Source organism: Nonomuraea rosea, assembly GCF_039539705.1.
Taxonomy (GTDB): domain Bacteria; phylum Actinomycetota; class Actinomycetes; order Streptosporangiales; family Streptosporangiaceae; genus Nonomuraea; species Nonomuraea rosea.
Genome location: NZ_BAABDQ010000025.1, coordinates 29,584 through 45,154, shown reverse-complemented (window position 1 = coordinate 45,154; position 15,571 = coordinate 29,584). Strand labels below are relative to the sequence as shown.

The following is a 15,571-nucleotide window of genomic DNA, read 5'->3' as shown; positions in this document are numbered from 1 at the left end:
TCGTATGGGATATGACGCGCTCTTCCGCCTGGACGGACGCCGGGCCGTGGTGATCGGGGCCGGCAGCGGGATCGGCAGGGAGGCCGCGCTGGCCCTGGCCGCGCACGGCGCCTCCGTCGTGTGCGCCGACCGTGATCTCGCCTCGGCGGAGGAGACCGCCGCGGGGTGCGGCGGCGACGCCCGCCTGGTCGACGTGCTGGACGCGGGGGCGGTGCGCGAGCTGGCCGACTCCGCGCCGGCCGACGTGCTGGTGTTCACCGCCGCCACGAACGTGCGCAAGCGGCTGCTCGACTACTCGGGCGAGGAGTTCGACCGTGTGGTGGGGCTGAACCTGCGGGCCTCGTTCGACGTGGTGCGGGCGTTCGGCGCGGGGATGGTGGCGCGGGGGCGCGGGTCCATCATCGGGTTCGCCTCGATCCGCGCGTCCGTCACCGAGCCGGGTCAGGGCGTCTACTCCGCCACGAAGGCGGGGCTGGTGCAGCTCCTCAGGACGGCCGCCGCCGAGTTCGGGCCGCACGGGGTGCGGGTGAACGCGATCGCGCCCGGCGTGGTCGAGACGCCGCTGACCAGGCAGATCAAGGACAACCCCGAGTGGTACGCCGCCTACGCCGCCAAGAGCGCGCTCGGCCGGTGGGCGGCGGCGCAGGAGATGGCCGGGGCCGTGGTCTACCTGGCAGGGGACGCGGCGAGCTTCGTGACGGGCTCGGTGCTGTACGTGGACGGCGGGTGGACCGCCGTGGACGGACGTTTCGATCCGCCCAATTGACGTGAATATCTCCAACCGAATCGGGCAGCAAGGCTGGGTCCCATGAAAGGAGAGACTCATGAGAACAGCACGGAACTTAGCACCCGCGGGTATCGCGGCCGTGCTGGCACTGACCATCGCCCCCGCGGCACAGGCCCAGCAGATGCCACAGCAGACGACCGCCACGACCGTTCAGGCGGGGTGGGCGCTGCACGCCTCGGCTCAGGACAGGGCGTACCTGAGGGAGGCCCACCGGGGCAACCTCGCCGAGATCGCGGCCGGGAAGGTCGCACTGGGCAAATCACGGGACAGGGACGTCCGCGCGATCGCCGCGCGGCTGATCCGCGACCACCGCCGGCTCGACGCCCGGCTGCGTTCGGTCGCCGACCGGCTCGACGTCCGCCTCCCGAGCACACCCAGCGCCGCGCAGCGAGACGATCTGCGCGCGGTGGCGGGCCGGCACGGTCACCGCTTCGACCGCGCCTGGCTGCGGCTCCAGGAGGACGCGCACTCTCATGCGCTCTGGCTGGGGCAGCGGGAGCTGCGGCGCGGGCACTCCGCGTGGGTGAAGGACCTGGCGCGCGACAGCGCTCCGGTGATCCGGCACCACCTGCACGCGGTCCGTGCCGAGTTGTAACCAGCAGCTGACCCTTTTCAGGGTCGCTCACGGCCGGTGCGGGTGGCTCTCACTCGCACCGGCCGTAACCGTCATGGCCGGATGATGGCCATTCTGGTGACGGTCAGCTCCTCGATGGCGAACCTGGGCCCTTCGCGCCCGGTCCCCGAGTCCTTCACGCCTCCGTAGGGCATGTTGTCCGCCCTGAACCCCGGCACCTCGTTGACCACGACTCCGCCGGCCTCGATCCGCTCGATCGCCGCGAACGCCGTGGCCAGCGACCTGGTGAACACCGCCGCGTGCAGGCCGTACCTGGAGGCGTTGACGGCGGCGAAGGCGGCGTCGAGGTCGGGCACCGTGCGCACGCACACGACGGGCCCGAAGATCTCCTCGTCCCAGACGTCCGCGCCCTCGGCCACGTCGGCGAGCACGGTGGGCGCGATGGCCCGGCCGTCGCGGTGCCCGCCGGCGATCGGCTCGGCCCCTGAGGCGGCGATCCAGTCCAGCACACGGTCGGTGGCGGCCTGGTCGATGAGCGGGGCCACGCGGGTATCGGGGTCGCGGGGGTCGCCGGCGGCCACGCTCTTCACGCGGCCGGCCAGCAGGGACAGGAACTCCTCTCGTACGGGCTCCTCGACCAGCACCCGCTGGACGGAGATGCACGCCTGGCCGGAGGCGTAGTAGCCGCCGCGCACCACCGCGTCGGCGGCGGCCGGCAGATCGGCGTCGGCGGCGACCACGAGGGCCGCGTTCGAGCCGAGCTCCAGCAGCACCTTGACGGGGGCCGCGGCGCGGGCGATGGCGTGCCCGGCGGCGGCCGAGCCGGTGAACGAGACCGCGCCGATCCGCCGGTCCTCCACCAGTGTCCTGCCGACCTCGACGTCTCCGGTGACGAGCTGCACGGCGGCCGGGGGCAGGGCCTGGCTCGCCGAGCGCAGCAGGTGCACCAGCCAGAGCGTGGCCAGCGGGGTGGCGGGCGCGGGCTTGACGATGACCGGGCAGCCGGCCGCCAGGGCGGGCGCGATCTTGTGGGCGGCCAGGAGGAGGGGGTAGTTGAAGCCGGTGATCCCGACGACGACGCCGATGGGCCTGCGCGTCCAGAACCCGATCAGGCCCTCGCCCGAGGGCAGCAGGTCGAGCGGCACGGTCTCGCCGTGCAGCCTGGCGACCTCCTCGGCGGCCGTGGCCAGGGTGAGCAGCGTCCTGGCCACCTCCACCTTGCAGTCGGCCAGCGGCTTGCCGGTCTCCAGGACGAGAAGCCGCTCGAACGCCGCGCGCTCGGCCTCAAGGGCGTCGTGGGCGCGCATGAGCGCGGTGCGGCGGGCGTGCGAGGGCGACGCGGCCATGGCGGGGGCCACGGCCAGTGCCGCTTCGACGGCCCGCGTGGCGTGCTCGGGCGCGCCCAGCGGGGCCGTGGCCACCAGGGATCCGTCGTAGGGGAAGATCACCTCGGTGCTGCGGCCGGTCTCCAGCCAGCCGTCTCCGATGGGCAGGCCGGCCGGCCAGGCGGCGTCGATGGTCATGATCGCCCTCCGGTGGCGCTCGGGAACACGTCGAGGTACGCGGGCGCGCCCTCGCGGCCGGTGGCGGCGAGCACGGCGTGCGCGATGGCGCGGCTGAACACGTCGGCCGCCGCCGCCAGCGTGTCCTGGAGGACGTCGTGGGCGGGGGCGGGGCGGGCGCAGGTGGCCAGGGCGAACACGGTGTCGCCGTCGGTCATGGTGTGGGCCGGTCTGATGGCTCTGGCCAGGCCGTCGTGGGCGACGGCGGCCAGCTTGGCGCACTGGGCCTTGGTGAGGGTGAGGTCGGTGGCGACCACGCCGATGGTGGTGTTGAACGACGGGGTCCTGTCGGGGGCCCAGGCTTCGACTTCCCCGGCTGCGGGGGGCCGGAGGTGGGCGAACTCGCCTGGGAGGCCGTACCTGGCGCCGGCGAGGGTGCCGTCGGCCGGGTCGAGGACGGAGCCCATGGGGTTGACGACGGCGAGGGCGGCCACGGTGGTGCCGTCGGGGAGGACGGCGCTGGCCGTCCCCACCCCTCCGGCCAGGCCGCCGGCCATCGCGCCGGCTCCGGCCCCGATCGACCCGCTCGCCGTCGGGGGCGCGGTCCCCGTGACCGGCCCTCCGCCGTCCGGGGTTGAGGTCTTTTGGGGGAAGTGTGGGGATCCGCCGTCCGGGGTTGAGGTCCCTTGAGGGACATGCGCAGACCCGCCGTCCGGGGTTGAGGTCCCTGGGGGGAGGTATGCGAGCCCGCCGTCCGGGGTTGAGGTCCCTTGAGGGACGTGCGCTTGCGCGCCGTCCGGGGCTTGCGCGCCGTCCCGGGCGGCGTCGTAGGCGGCGGTGCCGAGGGTGGCGTCCGGGACGGCGCGGAAGGCGCCGCCGCGGCCCAGGTCGAAGATGACGGCGGCCGGGACGATCGGCACGACCCCGCCCGCGACCGGGTAGCCCACCCCCGCGTCCGCGAGCCGTTCCAGCACCCCGCAGGCGGCGGCCAGCCCGTACGCGCTCCCGCCCGTGAGCACCACGGCGTGCACGCGCTCCACCAGATTGCGCGGGTCGAGCAGCTCGGTCTCCCTGGTCCCCGGCGCGGCCCCGCGCACGTCCACCCCCGCCACGGCGCCCCCGGCGGGCGCGAGGACGACCGTCGTGCCCGTACGGTGCCCGCCCCCGACCCGGTGGGCGTGCCCGACGCGCAGGCCCGCCACGTCCACCAGCGAGTTCGTCGGCCCAGGAGTGGGCAGGGCCCGCATCAGAAGTCGCCGCTCAGGAACCGCCGCGCCGCCTCGGCGAACACACGGGCGCACCGCACGATCTCGGCGACCTCGACGAACTCGTCCGACTGGTGCGCGATCCACTTCCCGCCCGGCCCGTAGACGACCGAGGGGATCCCGCCCCAATGCGTCAGCACGGTCCCGTCCGTCGAGCCCGGCACCCCGCCGTACACCGGCTCCTCGCCCGTCACCGCCCGGTGCGCGGCGGCCAGCGCGGCCACCACCGGGTCGGACACGGGCACGTCCACCGGCGGCCGGTCCACCAGCACCGACACCTCGGCGGAGATCCCCTCGAAGGCGGCGAGCGCGGTCACCCGGTCGGCGATGTCCTTGTGCTCGGCCCCCGGGATCGTCCGCACGTCCACGAAGACGGAGGCGACGGCGGGGATCACGTTGACCTGCTCCTCCGACCCGGCGCGCAGGACGGTGGGCGTGACGTACACCTCGCCGAGGTGCTCGTGCGCCGGATGCCGCTCCTGCAGCTCCGCCTGCAGCGACGCGAGCGCCACCAGCAGCGCGCCGACCGCCTGGATCGGGTTGCGCCCATGCTGCGGCATCGCCCCGTGCGCCATCTTGCCGGTCAGGTCCACCCGCAGCCGCAGCGCGCCCTTGGCCACCGCGCAGATCTCGCCCGCCTCGGGCTCGGCCACGATCGCGCCGTCCACGTCGGCGGTCAGCCCCTCCGCGACGAAGTGGTGCGCGCCGATCATGAGCCCTTCCTCGTCGGCCAGCGCGCACACCTTGATCCGCCCGGGGAACGGTCCAGCGAGCTGCAGCGCCCGGGTGGCGTAGAGGGTGGCGGCCAAGCCGGACTTCATGTCGGCGCTGCCCCGCCCCCACAACCTGCCGTCGCGGATCTCGCCGCCGAACGGGTCCACGGTCCAGGTGGACAGGTCCCCTTCGGTCACGACGTCCGTGTGCCCCTCGAACATCAGCGTCGGCCCGTCACCGCCGCCGCCCTCGACCACGGCGACCACGTTCGGCCGGCCGGGCGCGGCCTCGTACACGACCGGGTCCCAGCCCCACTCCCGCATCTTGGCCTCGACGAGCTCGGCCGCCGGCCGCTCGTTCCGGCCGCGCGCCGGGTCGTTGGTGCTGGGGATGCGCACCAGCGCCTGGGTGAACTCCACTACTCCATCGGCATCGACGTCGATCACAGCAACCCCTCCAGAGTCGGTACGGCCTCCAGCAACGTCCGCGTGTACGGGTGGGCGGGCTCCGCCCAGACCTCGTCCACCGGCCCGGTCTCCACGATCTCGCCCGCGCGCATGACCGCGACCGTCTCGCACACGTGCCGGACCACGGACAGGTCGTGCGAGACGAACACGAGCGTGAGCCCGAGCTCGTCGGCCAGGTCGGCCAGCAGGTTGAGGATCTGCCCGCGTACGGAGACGTCCAGCGCGCTGACCGGCTCGTCGGCGACCAGCACCTTCGGCCGGGGCGCGAGCGCGCGGGCGATCGCGATGCGCTGCCGCTGGCCGCCGGAGAACTGGTGCGGGTACCGGTCCGCGGCGGCCGGGGAAAGCCCGACCTGCTCCAGCAGCTCCGACACCCGGTCCGCGGCCGGCAGGCCCAGCGCGGCGAGCGGCTCGGCGACGAGGTCGCGCACCCGCATGCGGGGGTCGAGCGAGCTCATCGGGTCCTGGAAGACGATCTGGAGGTTCTCGCGCAGGAAGCGCAGCCGCCGCTCCGGCCGCCCGGCGATGTCCTGCCCGTCGAACCGGATGGCGCCCGAGGTGGGCTGGTCGAGCGCGCAGAGCAGGCGCAGCAGCGTGGATTTGCCCGAGCCGGACTCGCCGACGATGCCGAACCGCTCGCCGCGCCGCACGGTCAGGGACACGTCGCGCAGCGCGTGGACGGCGGAGCCCGGCCTGGTGAGCGAGGTGCGGGGACGGTGGTAGACGCGGGTGACGTTCGTGACCTCGATGAGCGGCTCACCCGGTTCGTGAGTCCGCTCCTCAGTCCGCGGGGTGCCAGCATGCGTAGGCATGGCCGTCTCCTGTCAGCGCCGGGGTCGTCTCGCAGGCGGGGGTGGCGTGCGGGCAGCGGTTCCTGAACACGCAGCCGCCGGGGAACCCGCCCGCGGGCGGGACGCTGCCCTTGATGGTGGGCAGCCGGGTGCCCCGGGGCGTGAGCTTGGAGGCGGCCAGCAGGCCCTCCGTGTAGCGGTGGCGGGGCCGGGTGAAGACCTCGCGGACGGTGCCGCTCTCGACGACGCGGCCCCCGTACATGACCAGGACCCTTTCACAGACGGAGGCGACGACGGCGAGGTCATGGGTGATGAACAGCAACGCGGGCGCGACCTCGGCGATCAGCTCCAGCATCTGCTTCTGCACGGTGACGTCGAGCGCCGTCGTGGGCTCGTCGCAGACGAGCAGGCCGGGCTCGTTGGCCAGGGCGATGGCGAGCATGACGCGCTGGCGCTGGCCGCCGGAGAGCTGGTGCGGGTACGCGCGGGCGATCTGACCGGGCTCGGGCAGGCGTACGCGCTCCAGCAGGCGCAGCGCCCGCGCGCGGGCCTCCTGGCGGGCGGTCCCGTGCAGCGTCATGACCTCGGCCACCTGGGCGCCGACGCGCATGAGAGGGTTCAGGGCGGTCATCGGCTCCTGGAAGACCATCGACAGCTCGCGCCCGCGCAGGCCCTTGATCCGGCTCTCCGGCACGCCGACCAGGTCGCGGTCGCCGAGCCTGGCCAGGCCGGTGGCGGTGACGCCCTCGGGGAGCAGCCCCATGAGCGACAGCGCGGTCAGGGACTTGCCGGACCCGGACTCGCCGATCAGCCCGACCCGCTCCCCCGGCGCGATCGCGAACGACACGTCGCGGACGAGCTCGACGGAGCCGGCCCGCACGGTCAGCCCCTCAACCTTCAGCACGGATCCTCCTGAGCTTCGGGTCGAGGAAGTCGCGCAGGCCGTCGCCGAGGAGGTTGAAGCCGAGCACGGCCAGCGCGATGGCCAGGCCGGGCCAGAGCGCCAGGCGCGGGGTCGAGAACAGCAGCTCCTGCGACTCCTGCAGCATCCGTCCCCACGACGGGATCGGCGGGCGGGTGCCGAAGCCGAGGAACGACAGCGCCGCCTCGGCCAGGATCGCGATCGCGAACGACACCGACGCCTGGACGATCAGCATGGAGGCGATGTTCGGCAGGACGTGCCGCACGGCGATGGCCGGCCGCCGGCGCCCGGCGGCCCTGGCGGCGAGGATGTAGTCGGTCACCATGACCTGGAGCGTGGCGGCCCTGGCCACGCGGGCGAACGCGGGCACGGTGGCCACCCCGATCGCGATCATCGCGGTGAGCGTGCCCCCGCCGTAGACGGCGCCCAGCATGACGGCCAGCAGCAGCGCGGGGAAGGCGAACACGAGGTCGTTGACCCGCATGATCAGCTCGGACAGCCAGCCGCGCGGCGTCATCCCGGCGATCACGCCGAGCGGCACGCCCAGCACGGCGGCGATGCCGACGGCCACGATCCCCACGTAGAGCGTGGTGCGCGCGCCGACCATGAGCTGGCTGAGGGTGTCGCGGCCGAACTTGTCGGCCCCGAGCAGGTAGCCGCCGCCGGGGGCGCGCGTCTTCTGCGCGGCGTCCACGAGCGTCGGGTCGTGCGGCGTCCAGAAGAACGACACCAGCGCGGCCAGCACCACGATCCCGACGAGCACGCCGCCGACGATCAGCCCGGCGTTGAGCCGGCCCCTCATCGCAGCCTCGGATCGAGCAGGTGGTAGGTCACGTCCACCACGAAGTTGATCAGCAGCACGGCCGCCACCAGCACCATCACCACGCCTTGGACGAGCAGCAGGTCGCGCCCTGCGACGCCGTTCAGCAGCAGGTCGCCGAGCCCGGGGATGACGAAGACCCGCTCGACCACGACCGCGCCGACGAGCAGCGTGGCCAGTTGCAGGCCGAGCACGGTGACCACGGGGATCGAGGCGTTGCGCAGCCCGTGCCGCCACAGCGCGCCCGTACGGCCCCTGCCCTTGGCACGGGCGGTGCGCAGGTAGTCCTCGCGCATCACGTCGAGCACGGCGCTGCGCACGTAGCGGGTGAGCACCGCGCCCTGGACGAGCCCGAGCGACAGCCACGGCAGCAGCAGGCTGCGCAGCCACTCCCCCGGGCTCTCGGCGATCGGCACGTAGCCGCCGGAGGGCAGCGCCTGGGCCTGCACCGCGAACACGAACACCAGCAGGATCCCCGCCAGGAACGCCGGGATCGCGATGCCGACCTGGCTGGCCGCGCTGATCGCCACCCCGAGCGGGTCGCGGTGATGCACGGCGGCGTACGTGCCGAGCGGCACCGCGATGAGCAGCGCCACGACCATGCCGCCGAGCACGAGCACGAGCGTGACGCTGAGCCGGTCGCCGATCTGCGGGCCGATGGGCGAGCTGGTCACGTAGGAGGTGCCGAAGTCCCCCTGGACCAGCCCGCCGGCCCAGTCGAGGAACTGCGCGACGGGCGGCCGGTCGGTGCCGAACTGCTTACGCAGCTCGGCCACCGCCTCGGGGGTGGCGTTGACGCCCAGCGCGACCTCGGCCGGGTCGCCGGGCAGCAGCGCCATGAACGCGAACACGACCACGGCGGCCACGGCGGTGCTCGCGATCAGCACTCCGAGGCGTTTGAGCAGGTAAAGGGTCACTGCTTGGCGAGTGCGGTGAAGTCGAAGGCCTCCGCGATGGCGTTCTTCGGCAGCCCGGTGACGCCCTTCTTCGCCACGATGAGGTTGGGGAAGAGGAACAGCCAGTCGGCCGCGGCGTCGTCGGACAGGAGCTTGGCGGCCTGCTTGAGGTCGTCGGCCTGCTGCTGCTCGGTGCCCTCGTCGGCGGAGGCGAGGAGCTTGCCGAACTCGGGGTTGTCGTAGCGGAAGTAGTACGACTTATCCGCAAAAATGCCCATATCCCGGGGTTCGACGTGGTTGATGATGGACAGGTCGTAGTCGCCCTGCTGGAACACCACGTCCAGCCAGCGGGCCGGGAACTCCAGCGGCTCGATGTCGGCCGTGATGCCCACCTGGGCGAGCTGCGACTTGACGACCTGGGCGCTGTTGACCGCGTACGGCAGGTTCGGGATGCGCATCTTGACGGTGAGCGTCTTGCCGCCGAGCAGCTCCTTGGCCTTGGCCGGGTCGTACGGGTAGTCGCCCGTGCGGTCCTCGTACCACGGGTCGGTGGGCGGCACCATCGAGCCGATCAGCTGGCCGCGCCCGGCCCAGGCCGTGTCCAGCAGCGCCTTGTGGTCGATGGCGTACCGGACGGCCTGCCTGACCTTCTTGTCGTCGAACGGCGGGCGGCTGTTGTTCATCGACAGCACGACCTCGCCGTTCGTGGTGCCCTCGACCGTCTGGAAGCGGTTGGGGTCGGCGAACTGCTGCAGCGACTCGGGCGCCTGCACGCTGGAGATGACGTCGATGCCGCCGGTGAGCAGCGCGTTGTTCATCGCCGTGGCGTCCTTGAAGTATTTCAGGGTGACGGTCGGCAGCGCCGGCTTCGTGCCCCAGTAGGAGGGGTTGGCGGCGAGCTGGATCGAGTCGCCGCGCCGCCAGGAGCCGAGCATGTAGGGGCCGGTGCCGACGGGCTTGTTGGCCAGGTCGGCGACGCCGGTGCGGCTGAACATCGCGCCGAGCCTGCTGGTCATCGAGTAGAGGAACCCGTTGCTGGGCCGCTTGAGCGTGACGACGGCGGTGGAGTCGTCCTTCTTCTCCACCTTGTCCACGACGTCGAGCTGCGACTTGATCTTGAGCTTCCAGTCCGACTTCACCCGGTCGAGCGAGAACACCACGTCGTCGGCGGTGAACGGCGCCCCGCCGGTGAACGTGACGTTCTTGCGCAGGGTGAAGGTGTAGGTCTTGCGGTCGGCGGAGACGTCCCACTTCTCGGCCAGCAGCGGCACGATCTTGCCGTCCTGGTCGAGCTTGACCAGGCCCTCGTAGACGTTGACGAGCAGCGCCTGCGGGATGGCCGCGCCCTCGGTGGAGGTGAAGTCGAGGTTCGCGGGCTCGGCCACGGCTCCGACGGACAGCGACTGGCTCTTGGGGGTGCCGGACCCGGTGCCGCCACCACCGCTGCCACCACCGCTGCCACCGCCGCAGGCGGCCGTGGCCAGCAGGAGACCGCCGGCGGCGATCCAGATCCCGATGCGCCTCATGTCTTACAGCCTCCTGGCTAGTGCACTGGTCGGACCAGTAGGCTACGCACATTGCCAGTCGGCGACGGCTCGGGTCAAGGGGGCTTACATGGGTGGTCCGCGCTTCGAGCCGGTGCGCACCGTACTCGCGTACGAACGGGTCGTGGAGCAGGTCGAGGAGGCCATCGAGACCGGCTCCCTGTGCCCGGGCGAGCGGCTGCCCAGCGAGCGCGAGCTGATGGTGCAGTTCTCGGTCAGCCGGTCCACCGTCCGCGAGGCGCTGCGGGTGCTGCAGGCGCGCGGCCTGGTCAGGTCCCGGCCGGGGGATCCGAACGGGGCGGAGGTGCTGCCGTTCTCTCCCGCCGCATTACACAAGTCGATGACCACGCTGGCCAGGGTGGAGGAGCTGTCGCTGGCCGAGCTGGTGCAGTTCAGGATGGTGCTCGACTCCTCGGCCATCCTGCTGGCGGCGCGGCTGCGCACCGAGGAGCAGCTCGCCGAGATGAGCGCGGCGGTCGCGGGCATGCGGGCCGCGCTCGACGGCGGACAGGAGACGGGATACGACGCCTTCGGCGCGGCCGACGTGGACTTCCACGACGCGGTGGCGCGGGCGAGCGGCAACAAGCTGATCCAGATCTGCACCGACGTGGTCCGTTCGATCGTGCTCGACCTGATCTCCGGGAAGATCGCCGCCGCACCCGACAGGGAGGCGGTGATGCGGACGAGCATCAGCCACCACGAGGAGGTCATCGCCGCCGTGCGCGCCGGTGACGGCCCGCTGGCGGCCCGGCTGTCCAGGAAGACGATGTACGACTATTACGCCGGATATGTGCCGGTCAGCGAACGGGCGGTGCTGCGCGCGCTGCTCGAGTGAGTGACCTGGCCCACAGAATGTTATGTTGCCCAGGTGTCGCTAGAGGATGGGGACCTGCTGGCGGAGGCGTTCCTGCGGGAGCCGCGCCGCTACACCAGCCACCAGGTCGCCGACATGGCCGGGGTGCCGGTCTATCGCGCCCGCCGGCTGTGGCGCGCGCTGGGGTTCGCGAACGTGGCCGACGACGCGGTCGAGTTCACCGAGTCCGACGTCGAGGCGCTCAGGACGATGCTGCGCATGGTCAGCTCCGGCGCCTACGACGAGGAGCACCTGCTGCTGATGGCCCGCTCGGTCGGCCGGGCCACCACCAGGCTGGCCGAGTCCCAGGCGGAGCTGGGCGTCGAGTCGCTCGACCAGGCGGGCGTGCCGCTCGCCGAGCGGCCGCGCGCCTGGCGCAGGCGGGCCGAGCAGGTGGTGCCCGACCTCGCGCGGCTGCTGGTCTACGCCTGGCAGCGCCAGCTCGCCGCCGCCGCGGGCCGCATGGCCGCCCAGGACATGAGCGCGGTGCGCCTGGCGGTCGGGTTCGCCGACCTGGTCGCCTTCACCCGGCTGAGCAGGCAGATCACGCCCGGTGAGCTGGCCAGGCTGATCGACAGGTTCGAGGGCCGCTCGGCCGACATCGTGACCTCCTCCGGCGGGCGGGTGGTCAAGACGCTGGGCGACTCGGTGCTGTTCGTGGCCGACAAGTCGCACGTGGCGGCGGAGATCGCGCTGCGGCTGGTGGAGGTGCACGCGCGCGGCAGGGACATGCCGGAGCTGCGGGTGGGGCTGGCGGCCGGGCCGGTGATGTGGCGGATGGGCGACGTGTTCGGTACGACGGTCAACCTGGCGAGCCGGCTGACCGCGTTGTCGCTGCCGGGAACGATCCTGGCCGATCCCGAGCTGGCCGAGGAGCTGGAGGGCGACCGGGCCTTCCGGTTGCGCGCGGTGGACCGGCTGTCGGTGCGCGGGCTGGGCGAGCTGGTGCCCTTCACCGTCGCCCGCGCCGAGTCCCCCTGAGCCCGCCTGAGCCCGCCTGAGCCCGCCTGAGCCCACTTGAGCCCGCCTTGGCCTGACCGCGCGTCCGTCTGAGTCCGCCTGGGTTCTTCGTCTGTGGGGCAACCTGGCGGCGGGCTCGATGCGTCACTACCGTCACCAGGCTCTGACAGGAGGCGCGTCACGTTGGCGGATAGGGCGATATTTCAGGACTTCGTGGTGGCGAGGGCGGATCGGCTGTTACGCACCGCGTACCTGCTGACCCGGGACTGGGGCACGGCGGAGGACCTGCTGCAGGAGTCGCTGGCCAAGGCGTGGTTCGCCTGGCACGGCATCGACGAGCCCGAGGCGTACGTGCGCAAGGTGCTGGTGACGACGTACACGTCGTGGTGGCGGCGCAGGTGGCGCAGGGAGCTGCCCAGCGACGACCTGCCCGACACCGGCACGCGCGACGCCGGCGGCGGCGAGCGCGAGGAGCTGTGGCAGGCGGTGGGCCGGCTGCCCGCCAAGCAGCGCGCGGTCATCGTGCTGCGGTTCTACGAGGACCTGCCGGTGGCCGAGGTGGCCCGGCTCCTGGGCGTTCAGGACGGCACGGTCAAGAGCCAGACCGCCAAGGCGCTGGCCAAGCTGCGAGTGGACGAGTCGATCGTGAAGGAGCTGCGCCGATGACCGTGCAAGATCTGCGTGACGTCCTGCGGGAGCGGGCCGAGGCCCCGTCGCCCGCGAACCCGTACCGGCATGACCAGGTCCGCTCCCGCATCCGCAGGACGCGCGTGCGCAGGCGGGCGGCGGCGGGCGCCGCCGTGGTGACGGCGGTCGCGGCCGGCTTCGCCCTGCTCCCCGGCTCGGTGGAGACGCCGCGCCGCGAGACGACGGCGACCGCGGCGGCGGCCCGGCCGGTGCCGGAGCTGCCCGAGCGGTTCACCTCCGGCGACGGCACCGAGTACCGGCGGCTGGCCGTGGCCACGCTCAGGGCGAACGGGGAGAAGGCCGTCTCGGTCACCGTCCCGGTCTCCGGCAAGCCGCTGGACGTGGCCGCGCTGTGCGACGGCGAGCCCGGGAGCGACACGCCCCAGATCTCCGTCAACGGAAAGCGGGGAGAGGGCCGCGGCTTCTCGCCGTGTCTCACGCCGGGCAGGGACGTGCGGCCCCTGGTGGTGCCCGCGGGCGCCACGGAGGTCACCGTCACGTTCGACACGACCACCGCCGGCGGCGGGTGCGTGAGGGAGAAGAAGGGCGCGTCCTGCGTCCCCGTCAAGCCCAGGCGGGCCGACTGGAGCCTGGCCGTCTACGAGTGGACCCCGCCCGCGCGGAGCGTCGAGCCGGACCGGATCAGGGCCTTCCCCAAGCGGCTGGGCGGCATGAGGCTGGCCTCGTCCGCGACGGACGTGTCGTGGCGGGACCACGACTTCACGCTCGCGGTCACGAGCCCCGGCGGGAAGCTCGGCATCGAACAGCTCTGCACCGGCGAGCTGGCCGGCCGGATGTGGTTCAGGTTCCAGATCGACGGCGTGGACCAGCCGACGACGGCGACCTGCGGCGTGTGGGACAAGGGGCCGTTCCCGATGGCGATGAACGAGTTCAGGGTCCCCAAGGGCGAGCGGGTGACGATCACCGGCAAGATGGGGTTCTACGGTGCGGACACCAACCGGCCGGTCCGGTGGTCGGTCGGCGTCTACGTGAAGGAGCTCGTGTGAAGGAACGCGCTGCCGTCGAGGGCAGGCTGCTGGACGACGACGCCCGCCTGACCCTGAACGCCCGCTACGGGCACTTCACCGCCATGCAGGTCAGGGATCGCCGCGTACGAGGGCTCGGCCTGCACCTCGAACGGCTCGAAGCGGCCAACCGCGAGCTGTTCGGGGCCGAGCTCGACCGTGCCGCCGTGCTCGCCTCGATCAGGGCCGTGCTCGGCGGCGACCTGCGCGACGCGAGCGTGCGCGTGTACGTCACCGAGGCCGATCGGCCGCGCGTCATGGCCACGGCCGCCCCGCCCAAGGAGGCGCCCGCCGGCCCGCTGGGCGTCACGCCCGTCGTCTACCAGCGCTATCTCGCGCACGTCAAGCAGGCGTCCGGGTTCCAGCAGGCCCACATCGGCCGCCAGGCCGCCCGCGCGGGATTCGGCGAAGCCCTCCTCACCACCGCGGACGGCCTGATCAGCGAGGGCGCGATCACGAACCTGGGCGCCTTCGACGGCGACCGGCTGATCTGGCCGGACGCTCCGATGCTGCACGGGATCACGATGCGGCTGCTGGAGCGGATGGACGTGCCGCAGGAGCGCCGGCCGCTGCGGGCCGCCGACCTGCCGCACCTCGGGCAGGTCTTCCTGTGCAACTCGTGGGGCCTGATGCCGGTCGGCCGGGTGGACGACGTCGCCCTGCGCCAGGACGAGAAGGCGATGACGCGGCTGCGCGAGCACTACGACGGCGTCGCCTGGGACCCCCTGGATTGATCCGGGCTCTGTGGGCGTTGCACCTCTACATGACCCGGCTCTCGATCCTCGACCGTTCACTCGTCCGCCAGGGCTCCGGCCCGGCCGAGGCGCTGCGTGAGACCGTGCGGTTCGCGCGGCAGGCGGAGGAGCTGGGGTACCACCGGTTCTGGGTGTCCGAGCACCACAGCGTGCCCGGGGTGGCGGGATCGGCGCCGACGGTGCTGGCGGCGGCGGTGGCCGCGGCCACCCGCACGATCCGGGTCGGCACCGGCGGCGTGATGCTGCCCAATCACCGGCCGCTGGTGGTGGCCGAGCAGTTCGGCGTGCTGGAGTCGCTGCATCCCGGCCGGATCGACATGGGCCTGGGGCGTTCTGTGGGTTTCACGGGCGGCATCCGCAGCGCGCTCGGGCACGGCAAGGACGCCGCGGACGGGTTCGGCGGCCAGCTCGACGAGCTGCTCGGCTACTTCACCGGCGGGCAGACGGCCCATCCCGGCGTGCACGCGCTGCCCGCGGAGGGGCTGCGTCCGCAGGTGTTCGTGCTGGCGATGGGGGCGGGGGCGGACCTCGCGGCCCAGTACGGGCTGCCGGTGGTGATCGGGGCCGGCTCCCGCATGGTGGACGCCGTGCGCCGCTATCGCGCCGGGTTCCGGGCCTCGGCCTGGGCTACGGAGCCGTACGTGATGATCGCGGCGAACGTCGCGGTCGGCGAGAGCGCCGCGGCGGCCGCGGCGCTGCAACTGCCCGAGGCGTGGTCCACGGTGCGGTCGCGGACGAGCGGGGTCTTCCCGCCTCTCATGCCACCGGAACAGATCGCCGGACTGGAGATGACCGCGCGGGAGCGGGCGTTCCTGGAGGAGTCGGTCAAGGGGCAGATCCACGGCACGGAGCGGGACGTCCCGGTCGCGCTGGGCTCGCTGGCCGAGGCGAGCGGGGCGGACGAGGTGCTGGTCACCATGAACACCTATGACCTCGGGCGGCGGCTGGATTCCTACCGGCGGCTCGCGGCGGCGTTTCCAGGTTAGGATCACCCGAACATCGTTCTGCG

At 72.9% G+C, this 15,571-nt stretch carries 16 protein-coding genes; 8 read left to right on the top strand and 8 right to left on the bottom strand.

Going from position 1 to position 15,571, the window contains the following annotated elements; translation table 11 throughout:
• Positions 1–4 precede the first annotated feature (4 nt).
• Both ABEA43_RS42080 and ABEA43_RS42075 read left to right on the top strand, forming a co-directional pair.
• Positions 5–766 (top strand): SDR family NAD(P)-dependent oxidoreductase, encoded by a 762-nt coding sequence (locus ABEA43_RS42080; protein WP_345571105.1) that lies wholly within the window; start codon positions 5–7, stop codon positions 764–766.
• 58 nt (positions 767–824) lie between these two features.
• Positions 825–1,382: a DUF4142 domain-containing protein gene (locus ABEA43_RS42075; RefSeq protein WP_345571104.1), complete on the top strand. Its 558-nt coding sequence runs from the start codon at positions 825–827 to the stop codon at positions 1,380–1,382.
• A 71-nt stretch (positions 1,383–1,453) separates the two neighbouring features.
• Here the strand turns inward: ABEA43_RS42075 and ABEA43_RS42070 are convergent, their stop codons facing one another.
• From ABEA43_RS42070 to ABEA43_RS42035, 8 genes are read right to left on the bottom strand one after another with little or no spacing between them, the layout of a single operon-like run.
• Entirely contained in the window at positions 1,454–2,884 is a 1,431-nt protein-coding gene (locus ABEA43_RS42070) for an aldehyde dehydrogenase family protein (RefSeq protein WP_345571102.1), read from the bottom strand.
• Positions 2,881–4,110, bottom strand: a complete 1,230-nt coding sequence (locus tag ABEA43_RS42065; RefSeq protein ID WP_345571100.1) for a P1 family peptidase — start codon at positions 4,108–4,110, stop codon at positions 2,881–2,883. The genes ABEA43_RS42070 and ABEA43_RS42065 overlap by 4 nt, the downstream gene beginning before the upstream one ends.
• Positions 4,110–5,288: a M20 family metallopeptidase gene (locus ABEA43_RS42060; RefSeq protein ID WP_345571098.1), complete on the bottom strand. Its 1,179-nt coding sequence runs from the start codon at positions 5,286–5,288 to the stop codon at positions 4,110–4,112. Before ABEA43_RS42060 ends, ABEA43_RS42065 begins: the two co-directional genes overlap by 1 nt.
• Positions 5,285–6,121: an ATP-binding cassette domain-containing protein gene (locus ABEA43_RS42055; protein ID WP_345571097.1), complete on the bottom strand. Its 837-nt coding sequence runs from the start codon at positions 6,119–6,121 to the stop codon at positions 5,285–5,287. The genes ABEA43_RS42060 and ABEA43_RS42055 overlap by 4 nt, the downstream gene beginning before the upstream one ends.
• Positions 6,090–7,004 carry an ABC transporter ATP-binding protein gene (locus ABEA43_RS42050; protein WP_345571095.1) on the bottom strand — a complete coding sequence of 305 codons (915 nt, stop codon included), beginning with the start codon at positions 7,002–7,004 and terminating at the stop codon, positions 6,090–6,092. The genes ABEA43_RS42055 and ABEA43_RS42050 overlap by 32 nt, the downstream gene beginning before the upstream one ends.
• On the bottom strand, positions 6,991–7,824 hold the full coding sequence (locus tag ABEA43_RS42045; RefSeq protein ID WP_345571093.1) for an ABC transporter permease: 834 nt from the start codon (positions 7,822–7,824) through the stop codon (positions 6,991–6,993). The genes ABEA43_RS42050 and ABEA43_RS42045 overlap by 14 nt, the downstream gene beginning before the upstream one ends.
• A complete protein-coding gene (locus ABEA43_RS42040) occupies positions 7,821–8,759 on the bottom strand; it encodes an ABC transporter permease (RefSeq protein WP_345571091.1) in 939 nt (312 codons plus the stop codon). The genes ABEA43_RS42045 and ABEA43_RS42040 overlap by 4 nt, the downstream gene beginning before the upstream one ends.
• The gene (locus ABEA43_RS42035) at positions 8,756–10,264 is read right to left on the bottom strand and encodes an ABC transporter substrate-binding protein (protein WP_345571089.1); all 1,509 of its coding nucleotides are present in this window, start codon (positions 10,262–10,264) and stop codon (positions 8,756–8,758) included. Before ABEA43_RS42035 ends, ABEA43_RS42040 begins: the two co-directional genes overlap by 4 nt.
• Before the next feature lie 88 nt (positions 10,265–10,352).
• Between ABEA43_RS42035 and ABEA43_RS42030 the strand changes: the two genes are divergently transcribed.
• The 6 genes from ABEA43_RS42030 to ABEA43_RS42005 all read left to right on the top strand — a co-directional run bounded on the left by ABEA43_RS42030 (position 10,353) and on the right by ABEA43_RS42005 (position 15,548).
• Positions 10,353–11,117, top strand: coding sequence for a FadR/GntR family transcriptional regulator (locus ABEA43_RS42030; RefSeq protein WP_345571088.1), 765 nt, complete (start codon positions 10,353–10,355; stop codon positions 11,115–11,117).
• 33 nt (positions 11,118–11,150) lie between these two features.
• The gene (locus tag ABEA43_RS42025) at positions 11,151–12,116 is read left to right on the top strand and encodes an adenylate/guanylate cyclase domain-containing protein (RefSeq protein ID WP_345571087.1); all 966 of its coding nucleotides are present in this window, start codon (positions 11,151–11,153) and stop codon (positions 12,114–12,116) included.
• Positions 12,117–12,278: 162 nt separating this feature from the next.
• Positions 12,279–12,761, top strand: coding sequence for a SigE family RNA polymerase sigma factor (locus ABEA43_RS42020; RefSeq protein ID WP_345571086.1), 483 nt, complete (start codon positions 12,279–12,281; stop codon positions 12,759–12,761).
• A complete protein-coding gene (locus ABEA43_RS42015; RefSeq protein ID WP_345571085.1) occupies positions 12,758–13,789 on the top strand; it encodes a hypothetical protein in 1,032 nt (343 codons plus the stop codon). The genes ABEA43_RS42020 and ABEA43_RS42015 overlap by 4 nt, the downstream gene beginning before the upstream one ends.
• On the top strand, positions 13,786–14,541 hold the full coding sequence (locus ABEA43_RS42010) for an aminotransferase class IV (RefSeq protein WP_345571083.1): 756 nt from the start codon (positions 13,786–13,788) through the stop codon (positions 14,539–14,541). The genes ABEA43_RS42015 and ABEA43_RS42010 overlap by 4 nt, the downstream gene beginning before the upstream one ends.
• A complete protein-coding gene (locus ABEA43_RS42005; protein ID WP_345571082.1) occupies positions 14,538–15,548 on the top strand; it encodes an MsnO8 family LLM class oxidoreductase in 1,011 nt (336 codons plus the stop codon). Before ABEA43_RS42010 ends, ABEA43_RS42005 begins: the two co-directional genes overlap by 4 nt.
• Positions 15,549–15,571: the final 23 nt, after the last annotated feature.

Bases quoted from the DNA above. Each gene is read 5' to 3' on its own strand.
- ABEA43_RS42080 (WP_345571105.1), top strand. From the start codon at position 5: ATGGGATATGACGCGCTCTTCCGCCTGGACGGACGCCGGGCCGTGGTG.
- ABEA43_RS42075 (WP_345571104.1), top strand. From the start codon at position 825: ATGAGAACAGCACGGAACTTAGCACCCGCGGGTATCGCGGCCGTGCTG.
- ABEA43_RS42070 (WP_345571102.1), bottom strand. From the start codon at position 2,884: ATGACCATCGACGCCGCCTGGCCGGCCGGCCTGCCCATCGGAGACGGC.
- ABEA43_RS42065 (WP_345571100.1), bottom strand. From the start codon at position 4,110: ATGCGGGCCCTGCCCACTCCTGGGCCGACGAACTCGCTGGTGGACGTG.
- ABEA43_RS42055 (WP_345571097.1), bottom strand. From the start codon at position 6,121: ATGCCTACGCATGCTGGCACCCCGCGGACTGAGGAGCGGACTCACGAA.
- ABEA43_RS42045 (WP_345571093.1), bottom strand. From the start codon at position 7,824: ATGAGGGGCCGGCTCAACGCCGGGCTGATCGTCGGCGGCGTGCTCGTC.
- ABEA43_RS42035 (WP_345571089.1), bottom strand. From the start codon at position 10,264: ATGAGGCGCATCGGGATCTGGATCGCCGCCGGCGGTCTCCTGCTGGCC.
- ABEA43_RS42030 (WP_345571088.1), top strand. From the start codon at position 10,353: ATGGGTGGTCCGCGCTTCGAGCCGGTGCGCACCGTACTCGCGTACGAA.
- ABEA43_RS42015 (WP_345571085.1), top strand. From the start codon at position 12,758: ATGACCGTGCAAGATCTGCGTGACGTCCTGCGGGAGCGGGCCGAGGCC.